The sequence below is a fragment of the Acetobacteraceae bacterium genome, assembly GCA_039613835.1.
GTDB lineage: Bacteria > Pseudomonadota > Alphaproteobacteria > Acetobacterales > Acetobacteraceae > Sorlinia.
Window position 1 is genome coordinate 1,161,270 of record CP154827.1, and the last position, 17,185, is coordinate 1,178,454.

Sequence of the window (17,185 nt, forward strand, 5' to 3'; positions counted from 1 at the left end):
TGCTTACCGTGAGCAGGAAACGAAAACAACCGTGTCATCATTCTGACTGATCAATGCCGTGTAAATTGCACCGGATGAGTTACAATCGGGCAGGACATACCACCCGCGAATATGGAATTCATCCGCAGGCTGGAAGGTTTCCAATCCTGAACGCGACAGCACGCGGTGGCAGACATCGTCAATGTAATATTCCGCACCCTGGATACCGACCCAATCCGTTACAGGTTCGGGCAGTTCAATCATCAGGTCATGCTGGGTCGGCGGGTCAAAAATATGGCATGGGGGCGCCTGGTGCCGACATGATTTATGCGGCAGGATATGCAACTGACCCGCATCGACCTGTAGCTCCGCCGTACCGAGGGCACGGTGAGGCGCGATGTCGTGATAAAGTGTGCGCATTTTCTCCGCGTAGTCAGAAGCCGTCACCCGCAATGCCGGGGTGATGTTCTGCATGATTTCCTTCCGCATATATTCGGAGGAGCGAAGCAGTTCGAGGCGTTCAAGCACGACATCGGGACGACCGATCGGCACTTTGAAGCCATTAACGCCGTCCTCAACACGGTCACCCAGCGCGCCAACATCTGTCACAACGGGGATAAGCCCGCTCTGCCATGCTTCCGACAATGAGATGCAATAGGTCTCCCGCCATATGGAGAGGTTGAGCGCGACATCAGCAACGGTTAGCGCACTGATATCACCCGCATTATAGCGTCCGTAGAATTTAACGTTGTCACGATTTAAACCATGGACAACCGCCTCATAATCGGGATGGATATACCCGAAAATATGAAACTCAAAATGCTCCGGATGCGCGATTTCCAGCAGGTTGATGATGGCGTCCGCGCCTTTGTGCGAAGGAAATTACCGATAATCGCCACGCCAAGAGGTCGTCCCTCAAGCGGCGCGCAGGATTTCGGCGTGACGGGGAACGTCGTTTCCGGGGAAGGTACGTCGTAAACGCAGCTGCGCTTACCATCCAGAACAGGATAGATCTCATGGGTGAGATTGCGGGAATAATCGGTACCGAAAAGTATCGCGTCAACACTGCGCAACATCATGCCGACAAAGGCGCGTCGCGTCTGGTCACCACCATAGGCGACATTATCCGTTATTTTATGGATAATGTCAGAGGCCAGGACAGATCGAACCTGCCCCTCATCGAAGCGGAGATCCTGGTTCAGAAGATTATAGCGGGAGGAAATCAGCCAGAAATCATGCGCTGAGAAGATGACGCCCGTGCCGCAGGCCTTCGCGATGATGGGAAGGGAGAGCGCATGATGGCCCAGATGCTGGATATGCACGATATCAATATTGTGACGCCCGATCACCTGGGAAAAAGCATGTTCCTCCGCAGCATCACACAGGGCATCGGTCTAGCCGATTTCCTCAACATCATGTTGCTCAAATTCCCGGCCATTTGCGGTAGTGAGACGACATACCGTACCGCGTCGCAACCAGTAGAAAAATTCGATCTCACGTCCGAGAGAGGCACATAAGGTCTGTTGATAGACCTCGACCCCGCCTCAATCCTTCTCGAAAATAGTGGAGTGGGTGCGCATCACCACCCGCATTTTGCCACGTCGCGAGGTGATTTCCGTCGGCGTCACATGACGTTTGAAATTCGCACCCGTGATGTAAGCGATTTTCTTCAGACGATGCTCATAAAGATGGGCTGAAAGGACGCTCTCCTGCGCTGCCCGGGCGGCACGCTGGCGGCGTGTCTCATTTTCAAGCAGGTCGTAAACGGCGTTCACCATGCCATGCGCATCCCGCACGACTGAAACACCTTCAACATCCGAGAAATACTGCATGTCCATGGCATCCGGCACCTCGATCACCTGTGCGGTGCCGGCGAGGCCAAGCTCATAGAAACGCGACCCTGGCGTTGTGGCCCGGCTGACATCACCATGGCTGGCATAGTCACGGAACATTGTCAGAGTCACTGCACTCGCATTGGCGAAATCGATGAAAGATTCATGACTTACCGGGCGTTGAATGGCCAGAGCCGCAAGGTCGGCGGGCAATGGTGGCAGATAAGGGTTGCCCGGACAGATCAGCTTCATGTGCGCTTCCGGGAAAGCCGCCACGATCATTTGCAACGTCTTGACCCGGTTGGGCCACATCGTCCCCGCAAAACAAATGTCATAATCAAGGGCTTTGGCCGATTTATATGGGACGCTCATGAATTGAGGCGCTCGCGGCCAGAGGAAGGTAATGCCCCTTCTCTCGATAACTTGCCGCGCAGGACGGATCATTTGTGAAGACATAGTCAAAAATCGCTGCATTATTGACATTGAAGTCAAGCATGAAGGGATCTTCAAATCTCCAGAGAATAAGCGTCTTAAATGCGGCGCGGACGCGACGGATCAACGGCAGGTTAAGCCTTTGCGCGTCAAGGCAGATCAGCGTGTCATGCTCACCCGAAGCTGCAATCTCAGCGAGCGACATGTTGTCCGCCACAACCACATTGCCATGCCCAAAAACCGCCTGAGCGGCGCGCTCGACGCAGAGCGTCAAGTAGGAATTGGGATTATGCGTAAAATTCGTGTTGTAGATTACCGTCATTCATGCCTCACAACCGCATACTGCAATATCCGAACTTCCTGACAAAGTCACGCGAGCCGCTCGACGCAGTGAAACTCGTCCATCAATTTTCAAAAAGAGTTTATTAACCACATCGGGAAAAATCCAACTCTAAAAATACGTTTTTTAGGTTGGTCTTCGACCCTTCTTTGGCCCTTATTGGGCGTGCTCCCGATGTCGCGAGAGATGAATCATCTCACAGGCCAGCGTATGCGCCATTTTTCTGTCGTAGAAGTAAACCGGCATGTGCCGGATGTGAAAAAAAATTCCTCAGCATTGGGCATGGCCATCCAAATTTACTCCAGGAATCGTAAGGCACGGGCAAGACGTCCTATTTTCGTTATTGGCGCATCCTATAGCGATTCCAGCTATTAAATTTTCTTACGAAGTCATTGTAACGTCTTTTCTTTTCCAAATTATTAAATAAATTTCTTTCTCATTCGCATAAGCTTTAAGGCCGGGTTCGCGAAATTGTGTTCCAGATCGGAAAAGTGATTCACGCGCCAGCCTATTGCGACATTTGATGACAAGACAGATTTTAAGGTTAAGAAAGCATGTCCTGAAGTATTCACCCGCGCGCGGTGCCTGATGCTTGAGACGCAAGGTCATGTCGGCTTCAAGTAAAAAACGTCGAGGCGGTGAATCGAGATAAGTCTCCGCGTCATGTTCCGCCAGGGACATGGTCGACGAAATATGATGCGCCGCGTGCAGAACCGCCGGCTGGCCCGCACGATCGGCGCAAAAAAGCCATCTCGAAGAATGGTCTTTCTTTGGATTTTGAGACGCTTAGGCCTCTGTGCTCCGGCGACGAATGGCCGCGCCAAGAATGTCGCCCAAAGAGGCACCACTATCGGATGAGCCATATTCGTTGATCGCCTGCTTATCCTCCTCGACCTCACGACCGCGGATTGTCAGCGCCAGCTTACGTGCTGCCTTATCGACAGAGACAACCTTCGCATCAACTTTTTCACCAACAGCGAAGCGCTCGGGACGTTGCTCAGCCTTGTCACGCGCAAGCTCCGCTCGGCGGATGAAGCCGCTGAGAACGTCATCGACCTTAACTTCGATCCCGTTGCTCTGGATGGCTGTCACAACGCACGTTACGACGTCACCCTTATGCACGCGGGACAGTGTGTCCGCGGCAGGGTCATCATGCAACTGCTTGATACCGAGAGAGATACGCTCTTTCTCCGCATCGACATCCAGCACCTTGGCCTGAACGACCTGGCCTTTCTCATATTTCGCCATAGCGACCTCGCCGGCCTCATCCCAGGAGAGGTCGGACATGTGCACCATGCCATCAATATCTGCAGACAGCCCGACGAAGAGACCGAACTCCGTAATATTCCGGATTTCACCCTCAATGACGGACCCGACCTTGTGCTCCTCAGCGAACTGCTCCCACGGATTACGCTGCACCTGCTTCAGGCCGAGGGAGATACGACGCTTGCTGCTATCCACGTCAAGGACGACGACATCGACTTCCTGAGATGTGGAGACGAGTTTGCCCGGATGGACGTTTTTCTTGGTCCAGGACATTTCAGAAACGTGGACGAGACCTTCAACACCCGCTTCCAGCTCAACAAACGCACCGTAATCGGTGATATTGGTGACACGGGCCGTATAACGCGCGCCCGGCGGATATTTAATGGCGATATTTTCCCACGGGTCCGCTTCAAGCTGCTTCATGCCGAGGGAAATGCGCTGCGTATCCGAATTGAAACGGATAACCTGCACGCGCACAGGCTGGCCGATCTGCAGAGCTTCCGCAGGGTGGTTGATGCGCTTCCATGCAATGTCCGTGACATGCAGAAGCCCATCGACGCCGCCAAGATCAACGAAAGCACCGTAATCCGTGATATTCTTGACGACACCGTCAAGAATCATGCCTTCCTTCAGGCCTTGAATCAGTTCGGAGCGCTGCTCGGCACGGGTTTCTTCCAGCACGGCACGGCGGGAAACAACGATATTACCGCGTGCACGGTCGATTTTCAGGATCTGGAAGGGCTGGGGCTGACCCATCAGGGGCCCGACATCCCGCACGGGGCGGATATCGACCTGGCTGCCAGGCAGGAAGGCCATCGCACCACCGAGATCCACAGTGAAGCCGCCTTTGACGCGCCCGTAGATTGTGCCATTGACGCGCTGATTATTGGCGAAGGCGCGCTCAAGCGAGGTCCATGCCTCTTCACGGCGGGCTTTCTCACGGGAGAGAACGATCAGACCGTCTCGATCCTCATAACGCTCGACATAAAGCTCAATCGCGTCGCCAGGCTTGACATCCGCTGCCACACCTGGGGGGGCGAATTCCTTAAGCGCGACGCGCCCTTCACTTTTCAGACCGACATCAACGATGGCGAACTCGTCATTCAGGCGAATGACCTGTCCCGTAACGACGGACCCTTCGAATCCGCTATCTGAGCCGAGAGTTTCTTCAAGGAGAGCGGCAAAATCCTCATTGCCTTGGGTCTGGGCTTTGTTTTTGCCCGATTCAAGAGTAGTGGCTGAAGCCATGTGGTATTAATTCCTGCCCCGGAAATTTATTGCCAGGACGTTGTTTGCGCAGATCCTGCGACCCACGACGTGCTTATTTTTAAATAAGCCGAGAATGAAAAACCCGCAGTCGGGCGCGGCGCATGCCGTTGGGTGTTCTGGCCCCTCTGACCCTTCCATGTCAACATAAAAGGCGAAATTCAGCGGTTTTCCGCCGCAATCTTTGGATGGTGGACCACGATGTCCAGAGCGCGCGCCAGAACCTGATCCGGCGTTAGACCATCCGTTTCAATCAGGATCGCATCCTCAGCCCGCCGTAAAGGCGAGACGCCGCGCGCGGAGTCGATATGGTCGCGCGCTTCAATTTTCGCTTCCAACTGGCTAATATCAGCCGCACTCGGGTCATGATCATGATATTGTTGATAACGGCGCACGGCGCGCGCATGCGCTGAGGCAGTCACGAATAATTTTATATCCGCATCGGGGAAAACAGCCGTGCCTATATCCCGCCCATCCATGACAGCCCCATGTGCGGCGGCAAAGTCCCTCTGGCGTTGCAGCAACGCGGCACGCACGGCAGGTTGCGCCGCCACGAGGCTCGCTGCACGATCCACCTCCGGCAGACGCAGATCAGTGCGCTCGAGGTCGGATGGCTGAAGGCGGGCCGCGATATCGCTGGCATCGTCACCCGCACAATCCCGCCCTTCCATCAGCATCAGACGCCCGATCGCCCGGTAGAGAAGCCCGGTATCAAGATGCGGCAGGCCAAGATTCTGCGCCAGCGCCACGGCCAAAGTGCCCTTCCCTGCGGCAGCGGGCCCATCAATGGCGATGATAATGGCTTTCAAAGTCCGGCACCCAACGCGTTCATGAGATGAATGAATCCGGGGAAGCTCGTATTGATGAAGCCTGTATCATCGACGTCAATCGGATTGGGCGCGGCGAGGCCGAAAATAATGGCACTCATCGCGAGACGATGATCCATCAACGTCTCCACCCGCCCGCCACCGAGGCCGTTACCGTCCGGACGCCCTTCAATGACAAGGTCATCGCCATCAATGTGCGCGGTGACGTGGTTCGCCTTCAACAGGGCAAGCGTGGCATTAAGGCGATCACTCTCCTTGACGCGCAATTCACCCAATCCCCGCAGGCGGGACGTACCCTCGGCAAGAGCACAGGCGACGGAAAGAATGGGATATTCATCAATCATGGATGGCGCCCGCATTGCAGGCACGTCGACCGCCTTGAGGGTGGAGGCATTGACCCGCAAATCGCCGACGCGCTCACCCCCTTCCCTGCGGACATCCTCAATCGTGAGTTGCGCGCCCATTTCCTGCAAACTCGTCAAAAGGCCCGTCCGCAGAGGGTTAAGCCCGACATTCCGGATCAGAAGATCCGAACCCGGAATCAATAAGGCCGCAACAATCGGAAAGGCCGCTGATGAGGGATCACCAGGGACAATCACATTCTGCGCGTGGAGACGGGCCGGACCCGTCAAACTGATGAGCCGCCCGCCGGATTCCGTTTCCCTGACGGCGACATCGACACCGAAATAACGCAGCATATTTTCAGTGTGATCACGCGTTGGGGTCGGTTCATCAACACGGGTTTCACCCTGCGCATTGAGTCCGGCAAGGAGAATGGCGGATTTAACCTGAGCAGACGCCACGGGCAACCGGTAATGGGTGGGCGTTCCCTGCGCTGTGCCGACCACCGCCATAGGGAGACGCCCCCCTTGCCGCGTCACGAAACACGCACCGTTTTTCTGGAGCGGGTCCGTGACGCGTTTCATCGGGCGGGCGCGTAGACTGGCATCACCCGTCATGAAACTGTTAAAGGGCTGCGTTGAGAGAATCCCCGCCATCAAACGGGCCGCCGTGCCGGAATTGCCCATATCGAGCACATCGTCAGGCTCCCACAAACCTTGTGCGCCATGGCCTTGAACGACCCAGCGCGCGCCATCCTGTCTGATCTCCACCCCGAGAGCGCGCATGGCGGATGCCGTGCGCAAAACGTCCTCCCCCTCCAGCAATCCTGAAATTTCCGACCGCCCTTCAGCCATGGCGGCGAGCATCAGAGCGCGGTGACTGATGGATTTATCACCCGGCACCACCACCACGTCGCCGCGCAAAGGGACAGGGGCGCGCTGGACACGCAGAGGAGCCACTTGGGGAGACATGCAATTATTCTCCGCTTGGTCAGACATTCCCGCTTCATCCCGCTCCGATGCGGTGATGTCAACTTGAAATGGCACAACACCCGCCGCAATCGCCATCGGCGACAGACGGCAGGGAATATTCCTGCATTGCGCCGCAAGGCTTGGCCACCCTTTATCAGGCGGGATTTTGTGCAAAAGATCCGCACGGCGGAGGGGCAAACGCATTTGACAGAACCCGCATAAGCTGGCATGGCCCCGTTTGAAGCGGCGTCTGTCGCATATCCAAATCCCGAGATCAGGATCAATAGGCGCAACCATGGCGAAACCGGAACTGGGTCTGAAACGCGTTTGCGTTTCCTGCGGTGCAAAATTCTACGATCTGATACGCAGTCCTGCGGTCTGCCCCAAATGTGGTGTGGAGCAGCCGACAGATATGCCGGGTCCCAAACGCGTCGATGAAGCCCCGGTAGATCATGTTAAACGCGTCGCGGAAGATGATCGTAGCGAGGATATCGACGTCGATCTGGATACGGATGAAGACGATGATGATGTCATTGAGGATGCCGCTGATCTGGATGATGATGACGATCTCGGCGCGGAAATCGAGGTCAACACGGATTTTGACGACCACGAAAATTAGACCCGCACGCGGACAGGCTGGTTCCTGGCGAAATTTTCCTCGCCGGGGGCCTGTTTTTCTCCTCACAGGGCTTTTCTTTTCGAGACCGGTTTCAGCGCAGTCCCTTTCGGCTTCCGACCTGGTCGGTCAGCTCGCGAGCGGACGAAGCGCATCCGTCATCCTCAAAGCGGAATGCGCGCGCCTGGCCCCCGGCCAGTCATTGCACAGCGTCGCCCTTGACACCGCCTCCCCGCCTCGGATCCCGGATATCAGGGAGCGCCTCAAGGTGACGCGCCCGGGTGCCCTCAAATTACGCTATGTCAGCATAAGATGCGGCGGGATCGAACTCTCCAATGCCTGGAACTGGTATGTGCCATCCCGCCTGACCGCGGAGATGAATAAGGTGCTCAACATGTCCGAAACCCCTTTCGGGCTGGCGGTCAAGGGTCTCGCCTTTACGCGTCGGGTCGAACACGGATTCGCGCCGGCTGTGCCTCCCGGCATCATTTTTCAGCAACGCGCTTTATTGCTGAGGGGACGCGATCATATGCCCTTCGCCTACGTGCTGGAAAATTACACGGAGAATAATCGGCGCCTTTCAGAAGCAACCCGCACCCGTGATCCCCGATAAAATGGCCCTCAGTGAACGCACGCGACGGGGGCATCGGCTTCCTGCCAGGATTCAACGAGTTGCGCCCATTCCTCCCGTACCTCCGCGCTGACATTCGTGTCCTGACACACGGCCTCAAGACTCTGTCTGACATAGAGGGAGACTGTCTGGCCGAAATGACGCACCACATCTTGATAGGCGTCGCGCACACCGGGGATCGACATTAAGCCATTGATCTCCTCATGACATCGCGCCGCAATAACCGGGGAGAGGTGCGGCCCGCTGAGACGGAACCTTGTGAGGAAGAGCTCAAAAATACCGTGATTATTATAGCGGAAGCGTTTGACAGGCAGGACGGCATTGCCATCATTTTCATCCCGCGCATAACGCCAGACAAATTCCTCGAAGGAGCGCAGGATAAAATGATGAACCTCCGCCTTCACTGTCGACTGATGATAGAAACTGGTTTCATAAACCGAATGGGTGTTGATGGCATGCGGCGCGCCGTCAACCGTCTTGAAACTCCGCCTTTGCGGTGAAACCGGCACGTGATGCGAGCACCGTTGAAAGCGCCGGGGACGATGGACTGATTTGACCAGAGGATGAGGTTCAAGCGCGACGAAACGCTCACAGCTTAATTGCTCTGTCCAGTGAAGCCGATGATCAGGCCCATTGACGCGCCATGTCGCCACGACAGCATCGGCATCCTGAAGCGCCTCCTGCGCCAGAAGGGGCAGCAATTTATGATCAAACACCTCTGAGGGCACAAACCACTCATCCAGATCGACCGTCAGGCGCCATTCATAATCCAGCAGTGCCGGCATTAATGTGTAGGTGTAGGCGAAGGCTTTCAATTGGTTATCAACGCCCGCGCACCCCTCCACCCGTATTATCGACCCAATGGGCAATCCCAGCATCGTGTAGGCGTTGCAACAGCACATATGAGCCATCCGTCAGATTATTGGTGTAGATGAAATCTTCTCGACGCCGATTGTGCGGTGAAACGCAATCCATTCCAGAAGATACACGCCCTCATCTCGGGCGCTGGTCAGGGCCGCCAGTTTATGGCGCGGCGTGACATTTTCCCGCAATGCGGAGAGGAGGGCGACACCCGCCGTGTCGCGCGCATTCTCGCGCCAACTCGCCTCGCGCCCCATAAAATCATATGCGGCATCTGAGCGCCGCGGCATGGGCAGATCACGATCTGCCTGCCATTGCGCAAGGCCTGAAATCACTTGTTTCAGCCAATCCGCGGAAGGGAGGCGATCAAGCAGCGCCAGGCATGTCACCTGCTGAGGGGACGATAAGTGCGCCTCATCGAACAGAAAAAATGAGAGGAATTTCGCCCGCGCATCATCGGCAATCATCAAAAGCGCGATATCGAGGCAATCATGCGTGAAATCCTGCGGAAAGCCCGCAAGAATATCCAGGAATGCCGCCGCATTGTGACGTACCGCAGCGAGATCACGCCATCGCGTCACCATATCCTGAAAATTTTCCCACCGAAGCGGCGCATGCGCCTCGCCCTTGTAACGACGACGCGTGAGAAGCTCGGTTTCGCCATCGAGGATCGGGATGAAAAAATCGCCGGAAAGCGCATGTTTGAGGATAACTTGATCCTCAGCGCCCGCCCCCTCTAAACGGACCGGTAAAAAATTATGCTGCAATGTATTGCGCAGCATCGCCCGCCCGGGCGGGCGTCGCAGAAGCTTGACGCGGGACAGAATGCCAAACCCTTCGATCTCGGGAAAGGTGATCATGGCCGTTGCGCGATATTGTGGTTCTGACGGGTCGACATGCCCCAATTCATCTGTTTCAGGACAGATAAAAACATACGTACCAGCTTCCGTTTTTAATGAGCGCAGGCCGATATGGGGCAGCGGCATGAACCGTTTTCCTGATCTGATGTCATCCGCCGTCTCGTCTTCTCTATCCCGCCGTAAAAACCGGTCTCAATCTGTTCGCCAGGCGAGATGTTGCCCGCCATCGGGGGCCACCATCTGGCCCGTCACGGCGCGCATGGCAGCCAGAGCCATCGCCGTTTGGGCGACTTCCTCCGGCGTTGCACCGTGTTGAAGCGGCGTGGCCTGACACATCCGCAGAAATTCCGCGTCACTCTGGCCCTGCGCGGGCAGAACCGGACCCGGCCCGATCGCATTCACGCGGATGCGCGGTGCCAAAGCCAGGGCCAATGTCTGCGTCAGGGTCCATAATGCGGACTTCGAAACCGTATAACTGGTGTAATGCGGCGTCAATTTCCAGACCCGATCATCCAATAAATTAAGAATCACCCCTTCCGCCGACGATGGAAGCGCCCGCGCAAATGCCTGGGACAGCACGAAGGGCGCGCGGAGGTTGATCCCCTGATGACGCTGCCAACTATCCTCTGTCACAGTGTCCCACGCATCGCGCTCAAAAATCGAGGCATTATTGACGAGGATACCGACGGGACCTAACTGCGCCGAAGCGGCACCGATCAGCCCGGAGACGGCCGATTCGTCAGCAAGGTCGGCGGTCAGGATGTAACCCTGATGCTGGATTTCCTGCAGAAGCTTTTCCGCCTCGGCAGCGCTTTGATGGCAATGAATCGCAATTTTGAACCCCTCTGCCGCAAGGGCCATGACCAGTGCACGCCCGATGCGTTTCGCGCCGCCCGTAACAAGCGCGACGCGCGGGATGGTATCCGGAATGCTCAATTGCATGATCAGCCTCTGTTAAATACCGTGTCGATTATAGATCTTAATTTTTCGGCTTGCGGGATGCGATCGGTTAAATGGCGGCCTCGATCCTTCACCGCGCTTTCGCGCTTCTCTTTCAGCCATCAGCGCCGCGACCAATGCGCCGTCATCCAACCCGTCAAGTGTCCCGCCCATTGGCACACCGCGCCCGACGCGTGTCACAGTGACATCGTATCAGTCAAGGGATCTTCCAACCAGTGGGAGGTCGCGGCACCATCGACTCCGGGCCTTTCCCAGCAAGGCTGACAACATCCCGCCAAGAACCTGATAAACGCCACGATGAACCATGGCACGTTCAAGCGCCCAGAGGGCACTGACATACTCAACCACGCAGATCACGCTGTGATCCCGATCGGAATCTGTGCAGACCATACACGGATTTGTGACATCCAGCGTGCCGCAGATCTCACAACTCTGAATGTGGGCGGCGGCATCCTGCATGGCCTGCGCGAGAGGGACAAGGCGGCGCTCAGGCTCTGGCCAGTAAGGACAGCGCCGCACGTCGGGCAGAGCGCGGCCCCAGCCCCGGCAATCGGGAGAGAAGCTGGATGAGCCGCTCAAGCTCAACCCCGCCTGTGCGGTGCCAGGCCAAGTCAGAAAGGCAGTTTAAAGCCGGCGGGCAGATCGATCCCACCGGTTAGACGCCGCATTTCCTCCGTGCTGGCAGCTTCAACCTTGCTGCGTGCATTGCTGAAAGCCGCCAGGATGAGATCCTGCACCATCTCAGCATCGGTTGGCGTCAGTAATTTCGGGTCGATGACCAGCTTTTTCATATCGCCTTTGCCATTCAGGGTGATTTTGACGAGACCCGCGCCCGCTTCACCCTCAATCATCAAAGCGTCGAGCCGCGCCTGCAATTCCTCCATTTTGGCTTGCATTTGGGAAGCCTGTTTCATTAGGCCGGCGAGATTTTTCATGTAAATAAATCCTCAGTGATAGCGATAGCCGGGCTGACTTATATCGTCTTCCGGCAATTCCGTCTCCAACCCTTCAGCATCAGGCCCCTCCTCGGGGAAAGCAGACGGCATAACCTCATCCAGATTTTTAGGCGGCAGGCCGTAATCATCAAGGGAAAGGTCCCGCGGCAAGCCGAGATGCGCGCCGGGGAAATGCGTGATGATCGCCTGGACGAGGGGATCTTCCTGCATGGATTGCCGGTAAGATTCCGTCACCTGCGCGCCCTGCTCATCCAAAGTCGGCGCGCCCTCCTCATGGGAGGCCATAATGATGAAGCGATCCGGGTAATGCAGATTCAGCACGGCCTGAAGTCGCGCCAGACTGCATGGATTAACGCCGCTTTGTAGACGGATCGCGATTTCAGGCGGCTCAAACCGCACACAATGCGCGGCATAGCGCAACAGGCCGTGCAAAAGTGGCTTAGACGACCATTTGACGTAGGCAACCATCTCACGCCATGAGCGAATGGGCGGCACGGCCGAGACGTCCGGCGTTATCTCCAGTGCCGCGTCCGTGGCAGGTTCCGCGATCTCGGACGCGGCGACGTGCGGCAGGGGCGATGTTGTCTCCGGGCGAGTCACTTGCACGGGATGTTGAGGCGCGCCATCTGTGCCTGTCATGACCATCTCGGGCGGCGGTTCTTCCGACGGGACGGCGCTCACCGTAGCGGTTTCTTCCTCAATCGGGTGCGGCGGGCAGACAGAATGTGCGGCGGGTGCCGCCTCGATATGCGGCGCCAATGCGGCGGCCGGCGCGGGACGCGTATTATCCGCGACGAGATGGAGGTCCCGATGCGAGACGACGGGACGCACCCTGTCGTGACCCGCAGTGACCGCGCCTTCCGCAGGCCCGGCATTGAGGGCGGTGAGCGTCACATCCGACGGGTCGCGCACGGGAGATGTCAGCCCGGCATCACGCGGCGATATCGTCCCCCGTGCCTGACGGATCAGATCATCCGGGGTGGGAAGGGAATTGGCGTAACAGAGTCGCAGGAGGATCATCTCCACAGCGCCGCGGCGGTCGGGCGCGATTTCCAGCTCTTTCAAACCATTGACCAGAATCTGCCAGGCACGCCCCAGAACCGCCATGGAAAGATCCTGCGAAAAGGCGACACCGCGACTGCGCTCAACCTCTGTCAGGTCAGGGCGTTTTCCGAGGGACGGCACCGCTTTCAGGCGAGAGATGAAATGGACAAGCTCAAGCAGTTCACCGAGTAAACCGCCCAGTTCCACCCCCAGTGCATAGGCATTATCCGTCACGCTCAGAACGCGCGCCACATCCCCTTTTATGAGGGCTTCAAAGAGGTCATAAACCGTCTCCCGATCGGATAATCCGAGCATGGCACTGACGACATTTTCCTCAATACGGTCGGCACCCTCCTCCGCCCCACGCACAATCGCCTGGTCAAGAAGTGACAGCCCATCACGCACCGAGCCGTCACTCGCCCGCGCGATGAGACCAAGTGCCTCAGGGGAGAAAGCGACCCCCTCTTTATGCGCAATCGAATCGAAATGTGCCACAAGCATCTGACTTGGCACGCGCCTGAGGTCAAAACGCTGACAGCGTGAGAGCACTGTAACGGGGACTTTCCGCAACTCCGTGGTGGCGAAAATAAAGGTGACGCGCTCCGGCGGTTCTTCAAGTGTTTTGAGCAAGGCGTTAAATGCATTACGGGACAGCATATGGACCTCATCAATGATGAAGACCTTCATACGCCCCTGAATCGGACGGAAACGCGTCTGCTCAATAATTTCCCGGACATCATCAACCCCGGTGCGGGAGGCCGCATCCATCTCCAGCACGTCGGGATGACGGTCAGCCAGGATCGCGGTGCAGTTTGCGCAGACGCCACAGGGCTCAACGGTTGCCTCCCCTTTACCATCAGGCCCGATGCAGTTGAGGGCGCGGGCGATGATGCGCGCTGTCGTCGTTTTGCCGACACCACGGACGCCTGTCAGCATAAATGCATGTGCAACGCGTTTGAGGGCGAAAGCCCGCCGCAGGATGCGGATAGTGCTTTCCTGACCAATCAGGTCATCAAAGAATTGGGGGCGGTATTTCCGCGCCAGGACGCGATAGGCCGCAGGAGGGAGGGGCAGGGCGTCGTCGGGATGCGATTCGTGACCACTCATGCGATCAGACCACTCATGCGATCACTTATAGACCAAATTATCGGAAAGGTGGGAGGCCGAACACACGACCCGTGCAAAACTCACTACGGCTGCTTCCTTCCGGACCTGACCGGGTTTGCAAGCCGCCCGTCCACGGCCGACCTCCCGGCGCAGGATTAGCATGATTCCCCTCCCCCCTGGCAAGGGGAATCATGCCTGAAATTACAATCCGCGCGCCAGCCCCCCGGCATGACGCTGGTCTGAACCGCCATAAGCAAAACCCGTCACCGGCGCGTCGAGATGCGGACGACCGAAGAGAATACCTTGGGCGAGCCCCCAATATTGCGGCTGCTCCGTGATCTGATATCCATGTGCCCGCAGGACCGTGCTGACATGAGAGGTCAGCGCACCCGGTTCCACTTCGAGCGCATGGGGCATCCATTGCTCATGAATACGCGGTTGATTGATGGCCTGCTGAATATCCATCCCCCCGTCAATCACGCCAAGCACAACATTGAGGACAATTGTGGGGATGCGGGAGCCGCCGGGGCTGCCAATCGCCATGACGAGCTTGCCATCTTTGGAGATGATTGTCGGCGACATGGAGGAAAGCGGCGTCTTGCCCGGCGCGATCTCATTGGCGCGTGACCCGACGATCCCATACATATTGGGCACGCCCGGCTTGACGGAGAAGTCATCCATCTCGTCATTCATCACGATGCCCGTTCGGCCACCCACGACATGCGCACCGTACCATCCATTCAGGGTGTAGGTGACGGAGACCGCGATCCCTGACCGATCCGCCGCGCAGAATTGCGTCGTTTCATGTTTCTCACGTGAGGGCTGCGTGACAGAGGCATCGCCTTGCGGCAGGGCCTCACCCGGCAAAAGAGATGCTGAGTCGATTGCGTGATCGCGTCGGAAACCCGCTCTGATCGCAGCCGCGTAAGATGGGTCCATCAAATGAGCGATCGGATTTTTCACGAAAGCAGGGTCTCCGAGATCCCGACGGTCGGAATAAGCGTGACGCATGGCTTCCGTCTGAAGCTGCACACCGGAAACGCTTCGCAGACCGATCTTTTTCAGATCATAGGCGGAAAGAATATTGAGGATTTCACAAATGGCAACGCCACCCCCGCTCGGCGGTGGGGCCGTATCGATACGATAACCTCTATAATTGCAGTGCAAAGGTTCTAGCGCGCGGATCTTATAGGATATGAAATCCTTGAGAGACAAAATACCGCCGCCTCGCCGACTGGCTGCAACGATCTCCTGCGCTGTCTCACCTTCGTAAAAGCCTTTATCACCGCGCTGCGTAATCCGCCGCAAACTATTGGCGAGGGCTTTCTGCACGAGCGTGTCGCCAACCTCTAGCGCGCTGCCATCCGGATTGAGGAAGATTTTTTTCGCGTAACTGTCCCGGGCAAGGCGGTCTTTGGCGGAATTCAGCAGATCGACATCATCGACCTCCAGATGAAACCCTTCCTCTGCCAGTCGGATGGCGGGTGCCATGACGCGGGTCAGGCCGAGGCGGCCCCATTTGCGCTCCAAAGCGTCCAGCCCTGCGACTGTACCCGGCACACCCACAGCACGCCAGCCCTCAACGCTTGCCGCTTTATCGACATTGCCATCTTTGTCCTGATACATTGTGGATGTTGCGGCAAGCGGCGCATGCTCCCGGAAATCAATGAAATGCGTCTGCCCATCCGGCAGTCGGATCGTCGCAAAACCGCCGCCCCCGATATTGCCGGCAGCCGGGTAAACGACGGCGAGGGCGTAACCGACGGCGACAGCGGCATCGACCGCGTTACCGCCCGCTCTCAGGATTTCGACCCCCGCATCCGTCGCCAGATGCTGTGCGGACACGACCATTGCATGGGGTGCGACGACAGCCGGATGGCTGTTATCGCCGCGATGCGTTGCCTGATAGCCAAGCGGGTCTGCTAAGGTGGCCAGACATGTCATGGGCAAAACGGCAAAGAATGTAAGCGAAGCTGAACATAATAGGCGAAAACAGGTTTTTTTGGACGTCATCATTTTTATTTCCTGTAACAATTCAAGCGTAAGGGGGCAGATTAAACCCTGCAGGCGATCGGGTAAATATTTCGCAACCGTTATGGTTGACGCCGATCATATGCTCGAATTGTGCAGAGAGAGACCTATCACGCGTAACAGCTGTCCAGCCATCTTCGAGTATTTTGACGTCATATCTCCCGATATTTAACATCGGTTCAATTGTGAAAACCATGCCGACATCAAGCGTCATGCCCGTGCCGAGTATACCATAATGCAGGACATTTGGCGCGTCATGAAAGACACGCCCGATCCCATGCCCGCAAAAATCCCGCACGACGGAAAGCCGGTGACCCTCCGCGTAACTCTGGATGGCGTGACCTATATCGCCCAAAGGCGCGCCGGGCCGCACGACTTCAATGCCGCGCATCATCGCCTCGTAGGTTTTTTCAACCAGATTGACGGCTTTCCGTGGCACTTTGCCGACGTAGAACATACGGGACGTGTCGCCATACCAACCATCCAGAATGGAAGTGACATCGATATTGACGATGTCACCCTCGACAAGGCGACGATCCCCCGGGATGCCATGGCAGACGACATGATTGATAGAGATACAGCAGGATTTCGGGAATCCACGGTAGTTCAAGGGCGCCGGAACAGCGTGATGGTCAAGTGTGAACTGATGGATCAGCGCATCAAGATCTGCCGTGAGCGCGCCGGGGACGACGTGGGGCGTGATCATGTCCAATGTTTCAGCCGCGAGTCGACCCGCTGCGCGCAGACCGGCGAAGTCCTCCTCCGTATATCGCACGATATGCCGGACTGAATCACCTGAAGCCATTTACTCTCCGCCTCAACTCATAAAAATTAACAATGCGAGACGAAGATCAGTCAATTCCA

17 protein-coding genes, 1 other RNA gene and 1 pseudogene are annotated in these 17,185 nt (G+C 56.8%); 3 read left to right on the forward strand and 16 right to left on the reverse strand.

Annotated elements, in window-relative coordinates:
• Positions 1–3: 3 nt before the first annotated feature.
• Entirely contained in the window at positions 4–834 is an 831-nt protein-coding gene (locus AAYR33_06400; protein XAO72416.1) for a glycosyltransferase, read from the reverse strand.
• Positions 738–1,301: a hypothetical protein gene (locus AAYR33_06405; protein ID XAO70700.1), complete on the reverse strand. Its 564-nt coding sequence runs from the start codon at positions 1,299–1,301 to the stop codon at positions 738–740. The genes AAYR33_06400 and AAYR33_06405 overlap by 97 nt, the downstream gene beginning before the upstream one ends.
• On the opposite strand from AAYR33_06405, the gene AAYR33_06410 reads away from it, so the two are divergent.
• Positions 1,296–1,496 (forward strand): hypothetical protein, encoded by a 201-nt coding sequence (locus tag AAYR33_06410; protein XAO70701.1) that lies wholly within the window; start codon positions 1,296–1,298, stop codon positions 1,494–1,496. The genes AAYR33_06405 and AAYR33_06410 overlap by 6 nt on opposite strands.
• 27 nt (positions 1,497–1,523) lie before the next feature.
• On the opposite strand, the gene AAYR33_06415 is transcribed toward AAYR33_06410, so the two are convergent.
• The 5 genes from AAYR33_06415 to aroA form a co-directional block, all read right to left on the reverse strand.
• A complete protein-coding gene (locus AAYR33_06415; protein ID XAO70702.1) occupies positions 1,524–2,183 on the reverse strand; it encodes a glycosyltransferase in 660 nt (219 codons plus the stop codon).
• The gene (locus AAYR33_06420) at positions 2,167–2,565 is read right to left on the reverse strand and encodes a DUF3880 domain-containing protein (GenBank protein XAO70703.1); all 399 of its coding nucleotides are present in this window, start codon (positions 2,563–2,565) and stop codon (positions 2,167–2,169) included. The genes AAYR33_06415 and AAYR33_06420 overlap by 17 nt, the downstream gene beginning before the upstream one ends.
• Positions 2,566–3,369: 804 nt before the next feature.
• Positions 3,370–5,097 carry a 30S ribosomal protein S1 gene (gene rpsA, locus AAYR33_06425; GenBank protein ID XAO70704.1) on the reverse strand — a complete coding sequence of 576 codons (1,728 nt, stop codon included), beginning with the start codon at positions 5,095–5,097 and terminating at the stop codon, positions 3,370–3,372.
• A gap of 179 nt (positions 5,098–5,276) precedes the next feature.
• Positions 5,277–5,924, reverse strand: coding sequence for a (d)CMP kinase (gene cmk / locus AAYR33_06430; protein XAO70705.1), 648 nt, complete (start codon positions 5,922–5,924; stop codon positions 5,277–5,279).
• A complete protein-coding gene (aroA, locus tag AAYR33_06435) occupies positions 5,921–7,255 on the reverse strand; it encodes a 3-phosphoshikimate 1-carboxyvinyltransferase (protein XAO72417.1) in 1,335 nt (444 codons plus the stop codon). Before aroA ends, cmk begins: the two co-directional genes overlap by 4 nt.
• Before the next feature lie 295 nt (positions 7,256–7,550).
• Between aroA and AAYR33_06440 the strand changes: the two genes are divergently transcribed.
• A complete protein-coding gene (locus AAYR33_06440) occupies positions 7,551–7,874 on the forward strand; it encodes an FYDLN acid domain-containing protein (protein XAO70706.1) in 324 nt (107 codons plus the stop codon).
• Between the two features lie 265 nt (positions 7,875–8,139).
• Positions 8,140–8,484 carry a hypothetical protein gene (locus AAYR33_06445; GenBank protein XAO70707.1) on the forward strand — a complete coding sequence of 115 codons (345 nt, stop codon included), beginning with the start codon at positions 8,140–8,142 and terminating at the stop codon, positions 8,482–8,484.
• Positions 8,485–8,492: 8 nt separating this feature from the next.
• On the opposite strand, the gene AAYR33_06450 is transcribed toward AAYR33_06445, so the two are convergent.
• From AAYR33_06450 to map, 9 genes and pseudogenes are all read right to left on the reverse strand, one after another.
• Entirely contained in the window at positions 8,493–9,380 is an 888-nt protein-coding gene (locus tag AAYR33_06450) for a hypothetical protein (GenBank protein XAO70708.1), read from the reverse strand.
• 36 nt (positions 9,381–9,416) lie between these two features.
• Positions 9,417–10,349 carry a hypothetical protein gene (locus AAYR33_06455; protein XAO70709.1) on the reverse strand — a complete coding sequence of 311 codons (933 nt, stop codon included), beginning with the start codon at positions 10,347–10,349 and terminating at the stop codon, positions 9,417–9,419.
• A gap of 66 nt (positions 10,350–10,415) precedes the next feature.
• Positions 10,416–11,165: an SDR family oxidoreductase gene (locus AAYR33_06460; GenBank protein XAO70710.1), complete on the reverse strand. Its 750-nt coding sequence runs from the start codon at positions 11,163–11,165 to the stop codon at positions 10,416–10,418.
• 12 nt (positions 11,166–11,177) lie between these two features.
• A pseudogene (locus tag AAYR33_06465) lies at positions 11,178–11,793 on the reverse strand (recombination protein RecR).
• Position 11,794: 1 nt separating this feature from the next.
• Positions 11,795–12,118 carry a YbaB/EbfC family nucleoid-associated protein gene (locus tag AAYR33_06470; protein ID XAO70711.1) on the reverse strand — a complete coding sequence of 108 codons (324 nt, stop codon included), beginning with the start codon at positions 12,116–12,118 and terminating at the stop codon, positions 11,795–11,797.
• Between the two features lie 12 nt (positions 12,119–12,130).
• Positions 12,131–14,290 carry a DNA polymerase III subunit gamma/tau gene (locus AAYR33_06475; GenBank protein XAO70712.1) on the reverse strand — a complete coding sequence of 720 codons (2,160 nt, stop codon included), beginning with the start codon at positions 14,288–14,290 and terminating at the stop codon, positions 12,131–12,133.
• A gap of 48 nt (positions 14,291–14,338) precedes the next feature.
• An RNA gene (ffs, locus tag AAYR33_06480) (signal recognition particle sRNA small type) lies at positions 14,339–14,435 on the reverse strand.
• Positions 14,436–14,491: 56 nt separating this feature from the next.
• On the reverse strand, positions 14,492–16,234 hold the full coding sequence (ggt, locus tag AAYR33_06485; protein XAO70713.1) for a gamma-glutamyltransferase: 1,743 nt from the start codon (positions 16,232–16,234) through the stop codon (positions 14,492–14,494).
• A 91-nt stretch (positions 16,235–16,325) separates the two neighbouring features.
• Positions 16,326–17,126: a type I methionyl aminopeptidase gene (gene map, locus AAYR33_06490; GenBank protein ID XAO70714.1), complete on the reverse strand. Its 801-nt coding sequence runs from the start codon at positions 17,124–17,126 to the stop codon at positions 16,326–16,328.
• Positions 17,127–17,185 lie beyond the last annotated feature (59 nt).